This is a genomic window from Vibrio sp. 1288, assembly GCF_033344475.1.
Genome location: NZ_JAWPOX010000352.1, coordinates 1 through 799, shown reverse-complemented (window position 1 = coordinate 799; position 799 = coordinate 1). Strand labels below are relative to the sequence as shown.

Below are 799 nucleotides of genomic sequence, written 5' to 3'. Positions count from 1 at the left end.
TATTTATGGTGGGCAGCGCGATCCTTGGCATTATATGCCTAAGCGTAGTAGAGATGAGTATTCCACAATTGTTTGCGCTTCTTGCAGTGCTTAATTTCTTAGTCGCGGCATATATCTTTCTACAAATCCCGATTTTTGTGGTTCGCTTTGCAATGTGGATGCTCACGCACACCATCTATCGTGTTAAACACAAAAATCTGCACAACTTACCTGAGCATGGTGGTGCATTGATTGTGTGCAATCATGTGAGCTACATGGATGCCCTGTTACTGAGTGCCGTATGCCCTCGTTTGATTCGCTTTGTGATGGAAGAAGATTACGCCAACCTGCCGCCGCTAAGACGCTTTTTACGCCGTGCTGGCGTGATACCAATTTCTGCTAGCAACCGAAGTTCTATTCGTCGAGCATTTAACGACGTCGAAGAAGCTCTCAATGAAGGCCATATTGTCTGTATCTTCCCTGAAGGGCGATTGACCTCCGATGGCGAAATGAACGACTTCATGCGTGGCATCGACATTATTCTGCGTCGAAGCCCAGTACCTGTGATTCCGATGGCATTGAAAGGATTGTGGGGTAGTTATTTTAGCCGCGCTAAAGGACGAGCATGCAGAGGGTTCCCGACTCGCTTCTGGTCCAAATTGGAAATTGAAGCTGGCGAACCGGTAGATCCTAGCTCAGCTACCGCACAAACTATGTTCGAAAAAGTGCACGCATTGCGCGGAGATTGGCGATAAACAAAACGTTGAGAATTATTTGAGCACACGTTTAGATTATCTGAACGTGTGTTCAAATCATTAAG

General features: G+C 46.3%; 1 protein-coding gene. It reads left to right on the top strand.

The window, feature by feature from the left end:
• Window positions 1-734: 1-acyl-sn-glycerol-3-phosphate acyltransferase (locus R8O11_RS26705; RefSeq protein WP_318194809.1), on the top strand; the 734-nt coding region annotated here is incomplete at its 5' end.
• Window positions 735-799: the final 65 nt, after the last annotated feature.